General features: G+C 73.9%; 17 protein-coding genes. 11 read left to right on the plus strand and 6 right to left on the minus strand.

Annotation, left to right across the window (positions count from 1 at the left end):
* Window positions 1-736 precede the first annotated feature (736 nt).
* Both LX15_RS20940 and upp read right to left on the minus strand, forming a co-directional pair.
* Window positions 737-1,375 (minus strand): winged helix-turn-helix transcriptional regulator, encoded by a 639-nt coding sequence (locus LX15_RS20940; RefSeq protein ID WP_253671321.1) that lies wholly within the window; start codon window positions 1,373-1,375, stop codon window positions 737-739.
* Between the two features lie 174 nt (window positions 1,376-1,549).
* Window positions 1,550-2,173 (minus strand): uracil phosphoribosyltransferase, encoded by a 624-nt coding sequence (upp, locus tag LX15_RS20945; RefSeq protein ID WP_253671322.1) that lies wholly within the window; start codon window positions 2,171-2,173, stop codon window positions 1,550-1,552.
* A 31-nt stretch (window positions 2,174-2,204) separates the two neighbouring features.
* Here upp and LX15_RS20950 point away from each other — a divergent pair, with 31 nt between their 5' ends.
* From LX15_RS20950 to LX15_RS20965, 4 genes are read left to right on the plus strand one after another with little or no spacing between them, the layout of a single operon-like run.
* Window positions 2,205-2,864: a maleylpyruvate isomerase family mycothiol-dependent enzyme gene (locus LX15_RS20950; RefSeq protein ID WP_253671323.1), complete on the plus strand. Its 660-nt coding sequence runs from the start codon at window positions 2,205-2,207 to the stop codon at window positions 2,862-2,864.
* A 51-nt stretch (window positions 2,865-2,915) separates the two neighbouring features.
* Window positions 2,916-3,920 carry a deoxyribose-phosphate aldolase gene (deoC, locus tag LX15_RS20955; protein ID WP_253671324.1) on the plus strand — a complete coding sequence of 335 codons (1,005 nt, stop codon included), beginning with the start codon at window positions 2,916-2,918 and terminating at the stop codon, window positions 3,918-3,920.
* A 1-nt stretch (window position 3,921) separates the two neighbouring features.
* The gene (locus LX15_RS20960) at window positions 3,922-5,385 is read left to right on the plus strand and encodes an aldehyde dehydrogenase family protein (RefSeq protein ID WP_253671325.1); all 1,464 of its coding nucleotides are present in this window, start codon (window positions 3,922-3,924) and stop codon (window positions 5,383-5,385) included.
* Window positions 5,385-6,275: an aldehyde dehydrogenase family protein gene (locus LX15_RS20965; protein WP_301304970.1), complete on the plus strand. Its 891-nt coding sequence runs from the start codon at window positions 5,385-5,387 to the stop codon at window positions 6,273-6,275. Before LX15_RS20960 ends, LX15_RS20965 begins: the two co-directional genes overlap by 1 nt.
* 100 nt (window positions 6,276-6,375) lie before the next feature.
* Here the strand turns inward: LX15_RS20965 and LX15_RS20970 are convergent, their stop codons facing one another.
* Window positions 6,376-6,957, minus strand: a complete 582-nt coding sequence (locus LX15_RS20970) for an SMI1/KNR4 family protein (protein ID WP_253671326.1) — start codon at window positions 6,955-6,957, stop codon at window positions 6,376-6,378.
* Between the two features lie 192 nt (window positions 6,958-7,149).
* Here LX15_RS20970 and LX15_RS20975 point away from each other — a divergent pair, with 192 nt between their 5' ends.
* From LX15_RS20975 to LX15_RS21000, 6 genes are all read left to right on the plus strand, one after another.
* A complete protein-coding gene (locus tag LX15_RS20975) occupies window positions 7,150-7,476 on the plus strand; it encodes a hypothetical protein (RefSeq protein ID WP_253671327.1) in 327 nt (108 codons plus the stop codon).
* 28 nt (window positions 7,477-7,504) lie between these two features.
* Window positions 7,505-8,716: a C40 family peptidase gene (locus LX15_RS20980; protein ID WP_253671328.1), complete on the plus strand. Its 1,212-nt coding sequence runs from the start codon at window positions 7,505-7,507 to the stop codon at window positions 8,714-8,716.
* 19 nt (window positions 8,717-8,735) lie between these two features.
* Window positions 8,736-9,146 (plus strand): YbaB/EbfC family nucleoid-associated protein, encoded by a 411-nt coding sequence (locus LX15_RS20985; RefSeq protein WP_253671329.1) that lies wholly within the window; start codon window positions 8,736-8,738, stop codon window positions 9,144-9,146.
* A 2-nt stretch (window positions 9,147-9,148) separates the two neighbouring features.
* Window positions 9,149-9,694: a YbaB/EbfC family nucleoid-associated protein gene (locus tag LX15_RS20990; RefSeq protein ID WP_253671330.1), complete on the plus strand. Its 546-nt coding sequence runs from the start codon at window positions 9,149-9,151 to the stop codon at window positions 9,692-9,694.
* Between the two features lie 99 nt (window positions 9,695-9,793).
* Entirely contained in the window at window positions 9,794-11,077 is a 1,284-nt protein-coding gene (locus LX15_RS20995) for a SatS C-terminal domain-containing protein (RefSeq protein ID WP_253671331.1), read from the plus strand.
* 288 nt (window positions 11,078-11,365) lie between these two features.
* The gene (locus tag LX15_RS21000; protein ID WP_253671332.1) at window positions 11,366-11,728 is read left to right on the plus strand and encodes a YbaB/EbfC family nucleoid-associated protein; all 363 of its coding nucleotides are present in this window, start codon (window positions 11,366-11,368) and stop codon (window positions 11,726-11,728) included.
* A gap of 123 nt (window positions 11,729-11,851) precedes the next feature.
* Here the strand turns inward: LX15_RS21000 and LX15_RS21005 are convergent, their stop codons facing one another.
* Complete coding sequence (locus LX15_RS21005; RefSeq protein WP_253671333.1) at window positions 11,852-12,940, minus strand: adenosine deaminase; 1,089 nt, start codon at window positions 12,938-12,940, stop codon at window positions 11,852-11,854.
* Window positions 12,941-13,355: 415 nt separating this feature from the next.
* On the opposite strand from LX15_RS21005, the gene LX15_RS21010 reads away from it, so the two are divergent.
* The gene (locus LX15_RS21010; protein WP_253671361.1) at window positions 13,356-14,552 is read left to right on the plus strand and encodes an apolipoprotein A1/A4/E family protein; all 1,197 of its coding nucleotides are present in this window, start codon (window positions 13,356-13,358) and stop codon (window positions 14,550-14,552) included.
* A gap of 325 nt (window positions 14,553-14,877) precedes the next feature.
* Here LX15_RS21010 and LX15_RS21015 read toward each other — a convergent pair whose 3' ends face one another.
* Window positions 14,878-16,173 carry a thymidine phosphorylase gene (locus LX15_RS21015; protein ID WP_253671334.1) on the minus strand — a complete coding sequence of 432 codons (1,296 nt, stop codon included), beginning with the start codon at window positions 16,171-16,173 and terminating at the stop codon, window positions 14,878-14,880.
* Window positions 16,174-16,217: 44 nt separating this feature from the next.
* Complete coding sequence (locus LX15_RS21020; RefSeq protein WP_253671362.1) at window positions 16,218-16,604, minus strand: cytidine deaminase; 387 nt, start codon at window positions 16,602-16,604, stop codon at window positions 16,218-16,220.
* Window positions 16,605-16,679 lie beyond the last annotated feature (75 nt).

Below are 16,679 nucleotides of genomic sequence, written 5' to 3' on the forward strand. Positions count from 1 at the left end.
CTTCTTCCGTGACACGGAGATCGCTCCACTGAGGGTTCGGGTGCGACGGCCGCCCCGAACGGCGACGGCGTCCCGGAGCGCAGGGGAGCCAGCCTCTCCAGCGGCGCCACCCCACCCGCCGACAGTCACTCTCCGTAGCGGTCATTCTTCGCGGCGAGCGCCTTCGGGTGTAGCGCGCGGAACCCGCTGAGTCGAGGAGGTTCACGCCCGATCTGTCAAACGGCTATCCACAGGCGCCCGGCGTGTCGCGAGTTATCCACAGCTCTGCGTTGTCGGCTTTGACGCTGCGTGACCGGCCGATAGGCTGGTGCAGGGGCGCCCCCCAGGGCGGGTGGGGGCTGACCAGGGGAAAGGCGCTGGGGAGAGTGTGACCCGGCTGGAGGGGAGCGCCCTGGTCGCCGGGATCGCTCTGGAAGGTGGCCCCGGGGAGGTCCGCCGCCGTTTTGTCCCTCCCCGGGGGAATCCCACGGTCTTCGCTCGGGCGTGATCAGGTCAAGGTCTAGACCAAACTATGCCCTGTTCGGCCTCATAACACCTGGTCATAGCGGGTCGCACCGAAACAGGTCAGCGGAGTGCCTCCCCCCGCCCGTCGGCGCCGCTCAGGCCGCCGTCCACCGGGCCGTCCCCAGGGTCGCCACAGGGCCACAGGGCTGTTCACCCCGCGATCGCCGGGCTTCTCGCCTTGCCGTTCACCGGGCCGTCCTCCTGGCCGTCCTCCCGGCCGCCCACCTGGCCCTCACCGGGGCCGGAGCAGGGCCTCCAGCCTGGCCACCGCCGCCGGATCGCCCTCGACCCGCAGCAGGCCCGCCGCCGTCGCCTCCGCGCGGCTCGTCCGCCGCGCGCCGAGCCGGACGAAGGTCAGCGGGTCGCAGACGTACCGGACGGCGGGGTCGGCGACCTCGCCCTCCTCCACCCGCACACCGTCCGGTCCGGCGAGCACGCGCACCGGCAGGTCGCCGACGACGAACTGGTAGGACTCCGGCCGGTCCGGCCAGCGCCCCCGCTCGACCAGCGCGGACAGCCCCAGCACCGCCCACCGGGGGCGGAACTCGGCGTCGTCCGGCACCTCGGGCCGCAGGGCGAGGCCGAACCGGGCGAGCGCGTGGACGACCTCGCGCAGGCCCTCGCCGCGCTCGGTCAGCCGGTAGGGCGCGCGGGGCCCGTCGCCGTCCCTGTCCACCAGCCCGGCGGCCTCCAGCGTCCGCAGTCGCTCGGCGAGCAGGTTGGTGCCGATGCCGGGCAGGTCGGCGAGCAGGTCGTTGTAGCGCCGCGACCCGAGCAGCAGTTCCCGGACGACGAGCAACGTCCAGCGGTCGCCCACCAGGTCGAGCGCGTGCGCGAGCCCGCAGACCTGCCCGTAGCTGCGCTTGGCCATCACCACCCCTTGACGTGGTCGCGACCGGGACCGAAGATCACCGCGATCACTACATCTTTTTCAAGCTTAGCGAGTCGGAGGTCGTGCCCGGTGCGTCGCCGCAGGACCCCCCGAACGCGCGTGTCCCGGGAGAACCTGGGTTCTCACCGGGACACGGCTGGTCGGGAGGGCGGCTCAGACCGAGCCGTACTGGCGATCCCCGGCGTCGCCGAGGCCCGGCACGATGTATCCGGAGTCGTTGAGCCGTTCGTCGACGCTCGCGGTCACCACACGCACCGGCAGACCGGACTCCTCCAGGAGCCGGATGCCCTCGGGCGCGGCCAGCGCCACGACGGCGGTCACGTCGGTCGCGCCCCGGTTGGCCAGCAACCGGATCGTGTGGACCATCGAGCCGCCCGTCGCCAGCATCGGGTCCAGCACGAGCACCGGGCGGTCGGACAGGTCCTCGGGGAGCGACTCCATGTAGGGCGTCGGCTGGAGGGTCTCCTCGTCCCTGGCCAGGCCGACGAAGCCCATCTGCGCGTCCGGGATGAGCTTGTGCGCCTGGTCGGCCATGCCCAGCCCGGCCCGCAGCACCGGCACCAGCAGCGGCGGGTTGGCCAGCGCGTAGCCGTCCGTGCGGGCGACCGGGGTGTGGATGCGCTCGATCCGCACGGGCGCGTCCCGCATCGCCTCGTAGATGAGCATCACGGTCAGCTCCTGGAGGGCCGCGCGGAACGCGGCGCTGTCCGTGCGGGCGTCCCGCATGGTGGTCAGCCGCGCCCTGGCCAGCGGGTGTTCGACGACGAGCACGTCCATGGCCGAGAACGGTAACCGGAAGGGGCACGTCTTGTACGAATCGATCTACCGCCAGGCCCGCGAACGCGTGACCGAGATCGCGCGCGGCCTCGGCGACGACGAGCTGGGCCGCACCGTGCCCGCCTGTCCTGAGTGGACGGTGCGCGAGATGCTGGCCCACGTGGTCGGCGTGGCGGCCGACGTCGTGAACCAGCGCATGGACGGCGCGCCGGGACCGGAGTGGACGGTCAGGCAGGTGGAGGAGCGGCGGGACCGGTCCGTGGCCGAGGACCTCGCCGAGTGGGCCGGCTACGCGGAGCGCGCCGAGGCGACCCTCGCGGCCAACCCCCGGATCCCGCTGCTGGCCCACGACCTGGTCCAGCACGAGGGCGACCTGCTGGGCGCCCTCGGCCGCGGCCGGCCGCCCCGCGAGGCGTGGTCCCCGCTGCTGGACAACACCCTCGCCGGCCTGGCCAGGCGGCCCGAGCTGCCGGGAGCGCTCGTCCTGGCGACCACCGACGGGCGCCGCGTCGTCGGCGCCGGCGACCCGGTGGCGGAGCTGGAGGTCGACGGCTACGAGCTGTACCGGGCCGTGTTCGGCCGGCGCAGCCGGGCCCAGATGGCGGCATGGGCGTGGTCGGGCGACCCCGCCGCGTTCCTCGACCTGATCCCGGTCTTCCCGCCCCGCGAGGACGATCTCGTGGAGGTCTGAGCGCCCGCTCGGCGGGCGGCGGGGCCCGGTCGGCGGCCTAGACTCACCGACATGGGTGTCCCGTCCACAACGGCGTCGGCGGTGTCGACGGCGTCGGCGGGGGCGGTCAGCGCGACGCTGCCCGCCCACCTCGCCGACGCCGTCCGCGACGACGCCGCGTTGCGTCGCTTCCTGCACGGCCTGCCCGGCGTCGACCAGGTCGGCCTCGAGCAGCGCGCCGCCGGCCTGGCCACGCGCAGCATCAAGAAGGCCGCGAAGCTGTGGGCGATCGACACGGCGATCCGCATGGTCGACCTCACGACGCTGGAGGGCGCCGACACCCCCGGCAAGGTGCGGTCGCTGTGCGCCAAGGCGCGGCGCCCCGACCCCGAGCGCCCGGACGTGCCGCGCGTCGCCGCGGTGTGCGTGTACCCCGACCTGGTCGAGGTCGCCGTCGCCGAGCTGGCCGGCACCGGGGTCGGCGTGGCCAGCGTGGCGACCGCGTTCCCGTCGGGCCGCTCGTCCCGGGCGGTGAAGCTGGCCGACACGCGGCTGGCCGTCGAGGCCGGCGCGAGCGAGGTCGACATGGTGATCGACAGGGGCGCGTTCCTGTCCGGCCGCTACGGCGAGGTCTTCGAGGAGATCGTCGCCGTGAGGGAGGCCTGCGGCGAGGCGCACCTGAAGGTGATCCTGGAGACCGGGGAGCTGGCCACCTACGACAACGTGCGCCGCGCCTCCTGGCTGGCGCTGTTGGCCGGCGCGGACTTCATCAAGACCTCCACCGGCAAGGTCTCGCCCGCCGCGACGCTGCCGGTGACCCACCTGATGCTCGGCGCGGTCAGGGACTGGCACGCCCAGACCGGGGAGGCGCGCGGGGTCAAGCCGGCCGGCGGCATCCGCACGACCAAGGACGCCGTCCGCTACCTGGTGGCCGTGCACGAGGTCGCCGGGCCGAGGTGGCTCGACCCGCACCTGTTCCGGTTCGGCGCCTCCAGCCTGCTCAACGACCTGTTGATGCAGCGGCGCACCCAGCTCGACGGCCACTACAGCGGCCCGGACTACGTGACGGTGGACTGAGATGACGAGCAACGACGTCTGGGAGTACGCGCCCGCGCCGGAGTCGCGCGAGATCGCCAACCTCAAGCCGAGCTACCGGATGTTCGTCGACGGCGAGTTCGTCGACGGCGCCGGCGAGCCGCTGAAGTCGATCAATCCGGCCACCGAGGAGGTGCTCGCCGAGGTCTCCACCGCTGCTCCGTCCGATGTGGACCGTGCGGTGCAGGCGGCGCGGCGCGCCTACGACGAGGTGTGGGGCCGGATGCCCGGCCGCGAGCGCGCCAAGTACCTGTTCCGCGTCGCGCGGCTGATCCAGGAGCGCGGCAGGGAACTGGCCGTGCTGGAGACGCTGGACAACGGCAAGCCCATCAAGGAGTCGCGGGACGTCGACGTGCCGACGGCGGCGGCGCACTTCTTCCACCACGCCGGCTGGGCGGACAAACTCGCCCACGCCGGGTACGGGCCGGACCCGCGCCCGATCGGCGTGGCCGGCCAGGTCATCCCGTGGAACTTCCCGCTGCTGATGGCCGCGTGGAAGATCGCGCCCGCCCTGGCGTGCGGCAACACCGTGGTGCTCAAGCCGGCCGAGACCACGCCGCTGACGGCGCTGGTGCTCGGCGAGATCCTCCAGCAGGCGGAGCTGCCGCCGGGCGTGGTGAACATCGTGCCGGGCGCCGGCGACGTGGGCGCGCGGCTGGTGCGGCACGAGGGGATCGACAAGGTCGCCTTCACCGGCTCCACCGAGGTGGGCAAGGAGATCCAGCGCGCGGTCGCCGGCACCGGCAGGCGCCTCACGTTGGAGCTGGGCGGCAAGGCCGCCAACGTCGTGTTCGACGACGCCCCGCTGGACCAGGCGGTCGAGGGCATCGTCAACGGGATCTTCTTCAACCAGGGCCACGTCTGCTGCGCCGGCTCACGCCTGCTCGTGCAGGAGTCGATCGCCGAGGAGCTGCTGGACCGGTTGCGGCAGCGGGTCGCCACGCTGCGGCTGGGCGACCCGCTGGACAAGAACACCGACGTGGGCGCGATCAACTCGCGGGCGCAGCTCGAGAAGATCCGCGAGCTGGCCGACGCGGGCGACGCCGAGGGCGCGCAGCGCTGGACCAGCCCGTGCCCGGTGCCGGAGAAGGGTTTCTTCTTCGCCCCCACCGTGTTCTCCAACGTGCACCAGGCGATGCGCATCGCCCGCGAGGAGATCTTCGGCCCTGTGCTGTCGGTGCTCACCTTCCGCACCCCGGACGAGGCGGTCGCCAAGGCCAACAACACGCCGTACGGCCTGTCCGCCGGGATCTGGACCGAGAAGGGCTCGCGGATCCTGTGGATGGCGCAGCGGATGCGCGCCGGCGTGGTGTGGGCCAACACGTTCAACCGCTTCGATCCCACCGCGCCGTTCGGCGGGTACCAGGAGTCGGGCTTCGGCCGCGAGGGCGGTCGTGCCGGTCTGGCGGCCTACCTGGCCACCGGTGACGAGGGGACCGGGAACTGATGGGGAACAACAGGACCAGCGCCGTGGACGGCCGACTGCCGGTCACGAAGACCTACAAGTTGTACGTGGGCGGGGCATTCCCCCGCTCCGAGTCCGGTCGGGTGTACCAGGTGACGGACAAGAAGGGTCAGTTCCTGGCCAACGCGGCGCAGGCCTCGCGCAAGGACGTGCGGGACGCGGTGTCCGCCGCGCGCAAGGCGTTCCCGAAGTGGTCGGGCGCCACGGCCTACAACCGCGGCCAGGTGCTCTACCGCGTGGCCGAGATGTTGGAGGGCCGGCGCGAACAGTTCGCCGCCGAGGTCGGCGCCGCCGAGGGCGTCTCGCCCAAGCGCGCGCAGGCCGACGTCGACGCGGCGATCGACCGCTGGGTCTGGTACGCCGGCTGGACCGACAAGGTCTCCACCGTGCTGGGCTCGGCCAACCCCGTGGCCGGCCCGTACTTCTGCTTCAGCGTCCCCGAGCCGACCGGTGTCGTCGGCGTGCTCGCGCCGCGGGCCTCGTCGCTGCTGGGGCTGGTCAGCGTGGTCGCCCCGGTGATCGCCACCGGCAACACCTGCGTCGTGGTGGCCAGCGAGGAGCGGCCCCTGCCGTCGGTGACGCTGTCCGAGGTGCTGGCCACCTCCGACCTGCCCGGTGGCGTGGTGAACGTGCTGACCGGCCGCACGGCGGAGATGGCTCCCTGGCTGGCGGCGCACGCCGACGTCAACGCGCTGGACCTGTGCGGCGCGCCGGAGGAGCTGCGGGCCGACCTGGAGCGCGCCGCGGCCGACACCGTGAAGCGCGTGCTGCCGGCGCCGGCCACCGAGCCGGACTGGTCGCGGGAGCCCGGCGTCGGGCGGCTGCGGGCCTTCCTGGAGACCAAGACCGTCTGGCACCCCACCGGGGTCTGAGGCGCGCGACGGCCCGCCGTGTCACGCCGTCCGCGTGGCGCGGCGGGTCGTCGCAGGTCCCGACGGCGGGGCCGGCGCGGCACGCCACGCCCGAGCGCGCTCAGCGGATGCGCCAGTCCAGTCGACCGTCCCAGGTGACCGACGGCTCGCAGTGGCCGACCCTGGAACCGGTGTGCAGCGACTCCACGACCTCGTCCAGCATCGCCGCCAGGCTCGGCCACTCCGGCTTGAGCACCTGGCACAGCTCGTGGTCCCACTCCAGCACGCAACCCCGCAGCGGACCCGGTCTCAGGTCGACCACCAGGTCGTCGCCGCAGCCGTCGAACGCTATCGGCACCCACGCGGGGTGGTAACTGAACCCGGCGTCCCCCGCCTCCGGGTCGCAGTCCGGCTCGTCCCAGTTGTCCCGCCACGTCTTGCGCCAGGACCGCCACGAGTCCAACGCGCCGACCACCGAGTACGGGGTGTAGAACGGCGGGAACAGCTCGGCGAACACGCCGTTCTCGGTCCCGTCGCAGGCTCGCCACCACTCCCGTAACTCGGCGGGCAGCCGCTCCCCCAGCTCCCGCTCCAACGCGTCGATGTCCGCATCGGCCGCACCCGGCCGGATCACCTCGTACGTCGTTGGTGCGTGCTCGCCGAGCCAGCCGAGCAGGCGGGCCCAGCCCTCCGTCACGCCCATGGGATCATGTTCCCAGCTCCCGAGCCGTTCCCGCTGCCGCCAACACGGCGGTGGCCGGCGGGCCATCTGGGCGAAGTCGGCCACGCCGGACGGGCCCTTCCGCCAGGCTGGGGAACCACCGGAGGGTGCGGCACGTCGAAGGGCGCGCGGCACCGGTCGCACCGTGGTGAGCGAAAGGCGCAGGGAACCAACATGGGGGAACAGGGCTTCGGCGTCGTCGAGGAGGCGCTCGAGACCTACGCCGGCCGGGTGCCGGGTCTGGCCGACGAGCTGGGCAAGGTGGGCTCGTCCACGTTGAACGGTGTCACCTCGTTGCCGGCCGACTGCTTCGGCAAGCTCGGCCAGGAGGTCGGCCTGCACGGCGCGTTCCAGAAGGCGGCGCAGTCCCAGGTCGACGGGCTGAAGGCGGTCTCGGAGGGGCTGGACGGGCTCGCCGGGGCCGTGCGCGGCGCCCTGGGCAGCTACCGCCAGCAGGACGCCGACACCGCGCAGGCCATGACCCGGGCCGGCCGGGTCTGACCGGGGCGCCTCGGGACGGGGAGGGACGATGGGCTTCGACGTGGCCGGGTTCGTCAGCGGCCTGGTGCGACCGATGCGGGAGCATCTGGCCAAGTTGGACGGTGACACCGGGGCCGCCGGCGCGGCGGGGGACTCACTGGCGCGGGCGACCACCGCGCTCAACGACGTGAAGGGCAGGCACACCAGCGAGGCCAACGCCGCGCTCAACGGCTGGTACGGCGAGCGGGCCAACGCCTTCCAAAGCCGGGTGGCCGCCTTCGACGGCGCCGTGGGGAAACTGGCGACGAACACCTCGACGTTGCAGGCGACGGCCAGCGCCGCGGCCTCCGTCGTGTCGTCGGCGAGGGCGGCGATCCAGAAACTGATCGACGAGTGCGTGGCGGCGTTGACGCCGTACCTGATGGCCGCCGGTGCCTCCGCCCTGTTCGGCAACCAGGGCCTGATGTTGCGGGCCTGCGGCGCGGCCAAGAGCAAGGCCGACGAGTACGCGGCGCGCAGCGCCAAGGAACTCGAACACGCCCGCGCCGAGCTGACCCAGTTGATGGGCAGGCTCAACGGGCTCCAGCAGATCGACACGGGCGCGCTGCGCGGTCTCGGTGACCCGCTCGGCGGGGACGCGCCGGCGGTGACCAACCCCAGTGGCGCGCACGGCAGGGACCCGAAGGCTCCGCCGTCGCACGGTGGTGGCGACGGCGGTGGCGGGCACAGCGGTGGTGGCGGAGGCGGCTACCACGGTGGCGGTGGCGGCGGAGGAGGCCGCGGCGGAGGTGGCGGAGGTGGCGGAGGCGGAGGTGGCGGCGGGAAGCCGCGCCTGCCGGTGGCCGTCCCGCCCCAGCCGGGCAGCGGGGTGGGCATCAACCTCCCAGGCGGCGCGCACGTGGAGGCCCCCAACGAGACGGCCGCGGCGGCGGTGCGCAACGCGTTGTCGGCGCTGGGCACCCCGTACGTCTGGGGTGGCTCGAACCCACCGAAGGGCACCGATTGCAGCGGCCTGACGAAGTGGGCCTACGGCAAGGCCGGCCTGGAGATCCCGCGCCTGGCGCAGTCGCAGACCGTCGGCGCCGAGGTGCCGAGCATGGACCAGCTCCTGCCGGGCGACCTGGTCGTGTGGAGCGGCCACGTCGCCATGGTCATCGGCAACGGGCAGATGATCGAGGCCGGGGACCCGGTGCAGATCAACAAGATCCGCACCACCAACGCCGGCCAGAAGTTCATCGGGTTCTACCGCCCGACGGGCTGAGCACGCCGAGGAGCGAACGGTGAACGAGGACTTGGACAGGCACGTGCGGGACGCGGTGGACCGCGCGGCGGAGCGCGTCGCCGCGACCCAGCGGCGGGTCGCCGACCGATTGGCCGGCACGACGCCGGTCACCGGGCGCGCGACGTCCGCGGACGGCGCGGTCACCGTGGTGGTGGCCCCCGGCGGGATGCTGCGCAGCGTGGAGATCTCCCCCTCGGCGCTGGGCATGGGCCCCGAGGCCCTGGCCCGCGAGGTCGTCGAACTCGCGGGGAAGGCGACCCGCAACGCGGCCGCCCGCATGCACGCGTCGCTGCGGGGCGTGCTCGACCAGGCCGGCGTGCGCGGGCTGGAGGAACTGGGCCTGCGGCCCGGCGAGGACGACGATCCGGACGACGACGACGTCGACACGATGCTGCGGAGGGTCCTGTGAGGATGGCCGACATCGACGCGGACACCGACACCGACGAGCTGATCGACCAGGCCGAGCAGCGGCAGCGCGCGAGCGAGCACCTGGAACGCGCCCTCGACCGGGTGACGGCCACGGCGCGCAGCGCGGACGGGACCGTCGTCGCCGTCGCGTCGGCCCGGGGCGAGCTGCTGCGGCTGGACCTGTACCCCGCCGCCCTCCAGCACGGGCCGCGCGCGGTGGGCGAGGCGATCGCGGAGACGGCGCGGCGGGCCGCCAGGATCGCGGTGCAGCGGTGCTTCGACACCCTGGCCCCCGTGCTGGGCGACCAGCTCACGATGACCGTGGAGGAACTCGTCGGCACCGCGCCGGCCAGGGCCGACGGGTGGGACGCGGCGTCCGAGATCCGCGCGCCGATGGTGGCCGGGGTGGGCAGGCCGGTTCCGGCGGGACAGGCGCCCACCGCGGGCGGCGCGCCCATGGCCGGCGCCCCGGCGGCCCGGGAGATCGACGAGTACGACGAGGACGACATCTTCTCGTTCGACCCGGCCAGCCTGCGCTCGGACCGCTGATCGGGTGTCATCCGGTCAACTCGGTACGCTTCGGCCGCGGCTGGACGCCGTCACGGTGGACGTCACGATGGACGTCACGGTGAACGCGGAGGTGCGGTAGTGGCGCAGGACATCGTCCCGATCGAACTCAGCCTGACCGAGGGCGACGTGGTCACGCTGTGGGCGCCGCGGTGGCGGGAGGAGGGCGAGGAGTGGGAGGCCTTCCTCGGTGACGAGGACGCGCTGTTCGCCTTCCCGGACGCCGCGCACCTCGCCGCCTTCGTGCGCACCGCCGACCGGCACGACCTCTCCGACCACCCGGCGTGGCACGTCGTCCCGCAGCTCTCGGTGGACGAGCTGATCCCGGACGAGGAGCACCGGTTCGACGTCGTCGGCGTCCTGGAGCTGGTGGCGGAGGAGCCCGACACCTGGGTGGTCTCGGAGCTGGCCGGCATCGTCTCGATGGTGCGGTCGCTGGCCGACGTGTGCGACCTGGAGAAGGTGCACGAGGTGCTCGACTCGGCCGAGGGCTTCGCCCTGCTGGAGCGGGGCACGCTGCCCTTCACCGGCCGGGACGGCGAGAAGGTGTGGACCGAGCTGGCCAGGGTGGTCGCCGAGCGGTGGGACGAGGTGCTCGACGCGCTCGACGAGGTCGTCACCGAGCCGGTGGTCGACGCCGACGCGCTGGCCGCCGCCGAGGACGAGCTGGCCGAGATCGAGGCGGCCGAGGACGAGTCCGACGAGGACTTCCGCGACGGGGCCGACGACACCGACGCCGACCGCGTCGCGTTGACCAGGGTCGACGAGGAGGAGCTGGCCGGGGCCGGGGCGGAGGCCGACGCCGAGGAGGAGCCCACGTTCTGGGCCGAGGTCGGCATCGACCCGATCCGGATCATCACCTCGCAGGGCGAGTTCTACACGCTGCGCTGCTACCTCGACGACGAGCCGGTGTTCCTCGGCGCGAAGGGGCGCGTCGACGTGTTCGCCTCGCCGCGCGCGCTGGCCAGGTACCTGGCCGAGGAGGACGTGGAGCACGACCTGCTCGGCGTGGCCACGTGGGACGAGGTCGCGGCCAGGGCCACGGCCGGCGAGCTGGAGATCGAGGTCGACCCGGAGAACACCTACGTGCTCCAGGGTCTGGCCGAGGACCTGGCCGAGGGCCCTGACGCGGTCGACCCCACGCAACTGGACCTCGCCGTCGAGCTGCTCGCCGACGCCGCGCAGTGGGCCGACGACGACTCGGTGGAGCGCGCGCTGGCGCCGTCGGAGCGGCTGGGTTGGCTGGTCTCGTTCGTGCTGCGGCCGGACCCGACCCGGATGGCGCCCAGCGCTCCCTACGACGCCGAGGTGGCCGCGTGGCGGGAGCTGGTGGCGGCGTTCGAGGACCGGCTCGTCACGCACTGAGCGCGCCGGGGCCGCGTGCCGCGCCCCGGAGACGATCCGCCCCTCCCGGTCGTGTCGCCCGGGTAGGCCGCGTCACACGGCGCGTCCGCTGCCCGGCGCGCCCCCTTTCCGGCAGGATCGGGACGCGAAGGGGATTCGCGTCGGAGGGGGCGCGGTGCGCATGGTGCACGTCGCGGGAACGCGTGGTCGAACAGCGGTCGGTCGGACGCCGGGTCCGGCGGGTGGGGGCGGGACACCGGGCCGTCCCGGGAGCGGTCGCCGGACGCCGGTCCGGCGCCGCGGACGGCCGTGAGCCCGTCGCCCGGCGGCGACGAGGACCTGGAACGGCGACTGGGGGCCGTGTGCGGCCGGGCCGGCAACGCCGACGGCTCGGTGCGGGTGACCGCCACCGCGCACGGCGCGCTCGCCGACCTGAGGCTGGACCGGAGGGCCTTCGAGCTGGGGCCAGAGCGGCTGGGGGCGGAGATCGTCCGGCTGACCGCGCGGGCCGCGGCGGACGCGCTCAGGGCGGAGTTGGCCGAACTCGCCCGCCTCCTGCCGGAACCGCCCTGCGACCGTCCTGTTCGGACGGTGGACGTCGAGGCCGACGACGGGAGCCCCGCGGCCGGGAGCACCGACGCCGCGCGCCGCCACCCGCCGAGGGCGAGCTGAGGCGCCGCCTTCCCGAGAACGCCACCGAGCGACGTCGGTCGACGCTGGTCGACGTCGGTGGTCGACGTCGGTCGACGTCCCTCGGCGACCCGAGCGCGGGGCCGCCGAGGGACCGAGCCGTGCTCAGGCCATCAGCTTCGCGTACCCGGGCTTGATCACGTCGTTGATCAGCCGGAGGCGCTCGTCGAAACCGAGGAAGGACGACTTCATCGCGTTCACGGTGAACCACTGGAGGTCGGCCCACCCGTAGCCGAAGGCCTCCACGAGCGCGGCGAACTCGCTGGAGAGCGTGCAGTGGCTCATGAGCCGGTTGTCCGTGTTGACCGTGACCCGGAACCGCAGCCGCGCGAGCAGGCCGATGGGGTGCTCGGCGATCGACGGCGCCGCGCCGGTCTGGATGTTCGAGGTGGGGCACATCTCCAGCGGGATCCTGCGGTCGCGCACGTAGCTGGCGAGCCGGCCGAGCCGGGCCTCGCCGTCCTCGCCGACCTCGATGTCGTCCACGATCCGCACGCCGTGGCCGAGCCGCTCCGCGCCGCAGTGCTGGATGGCCTCCCAGATCGAGGGCAGCCCGAACGCCTCGCCGGCGTGGATGGTGAAGTGCGCGTTCTCCCGCCGCAGGTACTCGAACGCGTCGAGGTTGCGGGTGGGCGGGAAGCCGGCCTCGGGGCCGGCGATGTCGAAGCCCACCACGCCGGCGTCGCGGTGGCGCACGGCGAGGTTGGCGATCTCCCAGGCCCGGTCGTTCTGCCGCATGCCGCACAGCAGCGTGCCGATCCGGATGCGCCGGCCGGCCTCGGCCGCCCGCCGCTCGCCCTCGCGGAAGCCCTCCTGCACGGCCTCGACGATCTCGTCCAGGCTCATGCCCCTGTCGGTGAACAGCTCGGGCGCGTAGCGCACCTCGGCGTAGACCACGCCGTCGGCGGCGAGGTCCTCCGCGGCCTCGGCGGCGACCCTGGCCAGCGCCTCCCTGGTCCCCATCACGCCGACGGTGTGGGCGAAGGTCTCCAGGTACCTCTCCAGCGAGCCGGAGTCGGCCGCGGCGGCGAACCACTCGCCCAGTTCCGCCGGGTCCGTCGTGGGCAGGCCGGTGTAGCCCACCTCCCTGGCCAGGTCGACGACGGTGGCGGGTCGCAGCCCACCGTCGAGGTGGTCGTGCAGCAGCACCTTGGGCGCGCTGCGAATGGTCTCCAGGGTCACCGGGGTCGACATGGCGTCACGCTACCCCGCCTCCCCGGCGGCACCGGTGGCCCCGAGCCGGGGACGCCGCCCCCTTCTGGAATGATCAACTGGCGCGGGGTGGGAGAAGGCGACAAATCCACTCCGACGGACGCGGGCGTGGCGCCCGAGCCCCGGTTTTCGACACAGTGAGCGATCAGGACGACGACCCACCCTCCTCCGCATGGAGCAGCAACCGCGTACCGAGTAGTCGACAGAAGACCAACGACCCCGCCGGGGCCGCCCGACACCACCCGAACCGCGTAGCGCGCGGAGCGCTCCTCCCCCGGAGCGTGCCGGGGTTGCTGCGGTGCGCAGCCGATCACTGGTTAGGCTCCTGGAGGTCTCCCCACCCCTCGGAAGGTCAGCCGTGAACGAGAACAACCACGCAGCGTTGTCGTTCGACCGGATGCGCAGCATGCTCACGCGCGCGGCCGAGATCCGCGAGAGCGAGCAGCAGCAGATCTTCGACGCGCTGGACGAGATCCACGCCCGCCTGTCCCCGCTGGAGTCGCTCGGCTCGGTCCGCAAGCGCCTGTCCGAGCTGCCCGACCGCACCGAGGTGAGCGTGCTGGCCGAGCGGCTGGACGAGGCGCTCGCCCGGCTGGAGACGCAGGACGGCGCGATCAGCGCGCTCGGCAGGGCGGTCGACGGTCTGGTGGACAAGCTCGCCAAGCCGTTCGCCCAGCTCGACGGGCGGCTCGACGGCGTGGCCGGCCGGTTCGAGGGCGTCGCCGGGCGGATGGACGGCCTGGAGGACCGGATCGCCGGCCTGCACAAGCGCCTCGACGACATCAACGGCCGGTTCGACAAGACCGACCTGCGACTGGACGGCCTGCCCAGCGCCGTGCACGGCCCGGTGCGCGACCGGCTGGAGACCCTGGAGACGGCGCTGCGCAGCCGGATCGACGAGGTGGACGAGGGCGTGCACGAGCACCTCGACGGCACCCGCGAGGCGGTGCAGCGCTCGGTGACCGACAGCGGCGAGGCGGTGCAGCGCCAGCTCGTCGAGGCCGGCGAGGCCCTGCGGCGGCACGTGACCGAGTCGGGCGAGACCGTGCAGCGCTCGCTCAGCGAGTCGGTCGCGGCCGTGCAGCGGACCGTGGACCAGGCCTCCGACGCGCTGCGCGGCTCGCTGGCCGAGACCCGCGAGGCGCTCACGAACCGGATCGACGAGCTCGACGGGACCAGGCTGGACTCGCTGACGCAGCGGCTGGAGCAGCTCGCCGCCCGGCTCAACGAGGTGGCCGGGCGGATCGACCAGGTCGAGGACGGTGTGGACGGGCGGATCGGCGAGCTGGCCGGCACCGTCCGGCAGGGCCTGTCGAAGATCGACGAGACGTTGTCCGACCGGCCCGACCAGGCGTCGCTGGTCTCGCTGGTGCGCACGGCCAACGAGGAGTCCGAGCGCCGGCAGGCCGGGCAGCTCGACGAGGCGATGGCGACCTTCGCCGAGCTGATCCTGGGCGGCGGCGCCCCGGCCGCCCCGCCGGCGCCGACCACGCTCCCCCGCCCGCAGCGCCGGGCGGCCAGGGCGAAGTCGGCCAAGCGCGACAGCGACAAGGGGCTGGACGAGCTCGGCGACCTGGGCGTCGAGAGCGCCTGAGCGAGCGCCGGACCCGCGAGGAGAAGGGGCGCGCCGGATCATCTGGCGCGCCCCCTTCCCGTTTCCCGAGCCAGGGTGAGGTTGGCCCCGGGCAGCGTTCCGAGGGGTAAACCCGCTGGGGGGTACCCCCGATTTCCAGAGTGCCCGTGGGGGCTGACAGTTCCGCGTGCTCGCGGCGGCCCCGAACGGATGGATCAGTCCGCCGCCGGGTGAACACGCGGAGCGCGCCCCGGTTGCCCCACGACGGCCCGCCCGCCCCTCGGCGCGGGCGGGCCGAGGAACGGGCGCGGCCGGGCGCGGCCGGCCTCGGGCGGGAGCGCCCGGGTCAGCGCACCGAGCCGTAGATCGTGTCGATCACCAGGGGCCGGGGCTCCTGCGCGGCGTCCCCGATCTCGTAGCCGCCGTCGAGGGCCGCGAGCGCGGCGGGCACCGCGTCCGGGGTGTCGGTGCGCAGCTCCAGCAACGGCTGGCCCGCCGCGACCCGCTCGCCCGGCCGGGCGAGGCACAGGACGCCCGCCGCGTGCTGCACCGGGTCCTCCTTGCGCGCCCGGCCCGCGCCGAGCCGCCACGCGGCCACGCCCACCGCGTAGGCGTCCAGCCGGGTGAGCACCCCGTCGCGCGGGGCCTCGACCACGTGCACGTGCGCCGCGGTCGGCAGGGGCGCCTCGGGGTCGCCGCCCTGGGCGCGGATCATGCGGCACCAGGTCTCGTACGCCGCCCCGGAGGCCAGCACCGGCGCCGGGTCCACATCGGACAGCCCGGCGAGGGCGAGCATCTCGCGGGCCAGCGCCACGGTCAGCTCGACCACGTCGGCCGGGCCGCCGCCGCGCAGCACCTCGACCGACTCGGCGACCTCGACGGCGTTGCCGACCGCCCTGCCCAGCGGCACGGACATGTCGGTGAGCAGCGCGGTGACCCGCAGGCCGTGCTCGTCGCCGATGCCGACCAGGGTCCGCGCCAGTTGGCGGGCGTCCTCCTCGGTCTTCATGAACGCGCCGGAGCCGACCTTGACGTCCAGCACGAGCGCGTCCGCGCCCTCGGCGATCTTCTTGCTCATGATCGAGCTGGCGATCAGCGGCACCGACTCCACGGTCCCGGTGACGTCGCGCAGCGCGTAGAGCTTGCGGTCGGCGGGGGCCAGCCCCTCGGTGGCGGCGCAGACCACCGCGCCCACCTCGCCGAGCTGCCGGGAGATCTCCTCGGCGCTCAGCCCCGCCCGCCAGCCGGGGATCGACTCCAGCTTGTCCAGGGTGCCGCCGGTGTGCCCGAGGCCGCGGCCGGAGAGCTGCGGCACGGCCGCGCCGCAGGCGGCGACCAGCGGCGCGAGCGGGAGGGTGATCTTGTCGCCCACGCCGCCCGTGGAGTGCTTGTCGACGGTGGGCCGGTCGACGCCGGACAGCGCCAGCCGCTCGCCGGAGGCCACCATCGCCCTGGTCCAGCGCGCCGTCTCGGCGACCGACATGCCGTTGAGGAAGATCGCCATGGCCAGCGCGGACATCTGCTCGTCCGCGACCACGCCCCTGGTGTAGGCGTCGATCACCCAGTCGATCTGCTCGTCGGTCAGGGTGTGACCGTCACGCTTCGCGCGGATGACGTCGATCGCGGAATGCGTCTGCTTCATCGGCCGATCGTACGAACCGGCCGACGCCGACGCGGGCCCCGCGCTCAGCGCAGATCCTCCGGCCCGAACGCGTCCGGCAGCACGTCCCGCAGGGGCAGCGGGCCGCGGGGCGTGTCGACCAGGCAGTCCGGTCCACCCAGCTCGTACAGCACCTGGCGGCACCGGCCGCACGGCATGAGCAGGTCGCCGTCGCCGCTGCGACAGGCGACCGCCACGAACCGCCCGCCCCCGGTGAGCCGGAGCTGGCCGGCCATCGTGCACTCGGCGCACAGCCCCAGCCCGTAGGAGGCGTTCTCCACGTTGCACCCGCTGACCACCCTGCCGTCGTCGCACAGCGCGGCGGCCCCCACGAGCAGCCCGGAGTACGGCGCGTAGCCCGTGGCGGCGGCGCGGGTGGCGGCCTGCCGCAGGGCGTCCCAGTCGACCTCGATGTCCACAGGGGACACCGTAATGAGCGACGGGGACGGGCGTCGTCCACCGTGGAGGGTGGGCGACGGCCGTCCCCG

Source organism: Streptoalloteichus tenebrarius (genome assembly GCF_024171885.1).
Taxonomy (GTDB): domain Bacteria; phylum Actinomycetota; class Actinomycetes; order Mycobacteriales; family Pseudonocardiaceae; genus Streptoalloteichus; species Streptoalloteichus tenebrarius.

What these genes read in the sequence shown, in the direction of transcription:
- LX15_RS20965 (WP_301304970.1), top strand. Translation starts at nt 5,385, where the DNA reads ATGGGGAACAACAGGACCAGCGCCGTGGACGGCCGACTGCCGGTCACG.
- LX15_RS20990 (WP_253671330.1), top strand. Translation starts at nt 9,149, where the DNA reads ATGGCCGACATCGACGCGGACACCGACACCGACGAGCTGATCGACCAG.
- LX15_RS20970 (WP_253671326.1), bottom strand. Translation starts at nt 6,957, where the DNA reads ATGGGCGTGACGGAGGGCTGGGCCCGCCTGCTCGGCTGGCTCGGCGAG.
- LX15_RS21005 (WP_253671333.1), bottom strand. Translation starts at nt 12,940, where the DNA reads ATGTCGACCCCGGTGACCCTGGAGACCATTCGCAGCGCGCCCAAGGTG.
- LX15_RS21010 (WP_253671361.1), top strand. Translation starts at nt 13,356, where the DNA reads ATGCGCAGCATGCTCACGCGCGCGGCCGAGATCCGCGAGAGCGAGCAG.
- LX15_RS21015 (WP_253671334.1), bottom strand. Translation starts at nt 16,173, where the DNA reads ATGAAGCAGACGCATTCCGCGATCGACGTCATCCGCGCGAAGCGTGAC.
- LX15_RS20980 (WP_253671328.1), top strand. Translation starts at nt 7,505, where the DNA reads ATGGGCTTCGACGTGGCCGGGTTCGTCAGCGGCCTGGTGCGACCGATG.
- LX15_RS20940 (WP_253671321.1), bottom strand. Translation starts at nt 1,375, where the DNA reads ATGGCCAAGCGCAGCTACGGGCAGGTCTGCGGGCTCGCGCACGCGCTC.
- deoC (WP_253671324.1), top strand. Translation starts at nt 2,916, where the DNA reads ATGGGTGTCCCGTCCACAACGGCGTCGGCGGTGTCGACGGCGTCGGCG.
- LX15_RS20975 (WP_253671327.1), top strand. Translation starts at nt 7,150, where the DNA reads ATGGGGGAACAGGGCTTCGGCGTCGTCGAGGAGGCGCTCGAGACCTAC.
- upp (WP_253671322.1), bottom strand. Translation starts at nt 2,173, where the DNA reads ATGGACGTGCTCGTCGTCGAACACCCGCTGGCCAGGGCGCGGCTGACC.
- LX15_RS20960 (WP_253671325.1), top strand. Translation starts at nt 3,922, where the DNA reads ATGACGAGCAACGACGTCTGGGAGTACGCGCCCGCGCCGGAGTCGCGC.